Origin of the sequence: Pseudomonas sp. HY13-MNA-CIBAN-0226, assembly GCF_040310305.1 — a bacterium.
GTDB lineage: Bacteria > Pseudomonadota > Gammaproteobacteria > Pseudomonadales > Pseudomonadaceae > Aquipseudomonas > Aquipseudomonas gregormendelii.
In genome coordinates this window covers 1-247 of record NZ_JBEOPS010000500.1, presented here as the reverse complement: position 1 = coordinate 247, position 247 = coordinate 1, and the positions used below count along the sequence as shown (strand labels likewise).

Here is a 247-nt window from a genome sequence, read left to right as displayed (position 1 = left end):
ATCCTATAGAATGCGCCAATAACTTATGGATTGTGCCTAACTGGATAACGCCGCCCAATCCTGAGGCGACCAATATCATTATGGACCCCGGCTTAGCCTTTGGTACTGGTTATCATGCCACCACGCGCCTGTGCCTCGACTGGCTAACAGAGCAAGATCTGAGTGATAAAGTGGTGATTGATTATGGTTGTGGCTCAGGAATTTTAGGTATTGCGGCATTATTGTTAGGGGCACGTCACGTCTATGC

The 247-nt window shown here is 48.2% G+C and carries 1 protein-coding gene; it reads left to right on the top strand.

Annotation, left to right across the window (positions count from 1 at the left end):
* The coding region (locus AAEZ05_RS29660) for a 50S ribosomal protein L11 methyltransferase (RefSeq protein WP_350650209.1) at nt 1-247 on the top strand (247 nt) is incomplete at both ends.